At 43.3% G+C, this 275-nt stretch carries 1 protein-coding gene; it reads left to right on the forward strand.

What is annotated here, in order from left to right; genetic code table 11:
- Positions 1-79: 79 nt before the first annotated feature.
- The coding region (locus FS736_RS23735; protein ID WP_186326929.1) for a manganese efflux pump at positions 80-275 on the forward strand (196 nt) is incomplete at its 3' end.

The following is a 275-nucleotide window of genomic DNA, read 5'->3' on the forward strand; positions in this document are numbered from 1 at the left end:
AATGGCCTGTTGATTTTGTGAGCATATCTAGGCTCCTTGGATATACTAAGGTAGGGATTGAGAGGAAGGAGGTGAGTTTATGGGAGAAATAATGTCCCTGGTTTTAGTTGCATTGGGTGTCAGTCTTGAGAGTTTGAGTGTAGGGTTAAGGTATGGATTGGGGAAAATGAAAATCCGGGTTAAATGGATTGGTGTTATTGGGGTGTGTTCAGGGGCGGTTGTGATGGGTGGGATGATGATGGGACATTTTCTTGAGAGGTTTTTTTCAGCTGAAT

It is taken from the genome of Cytobacillus oceanisediminis 2691 (assembly GCF_007678455.1).
GTDB lineage: Bacteria > Bacillota > Bacilli > Bacillales > Cytobacillaceae > Mesobacillus > Mesobacillus oceanisediminis_A.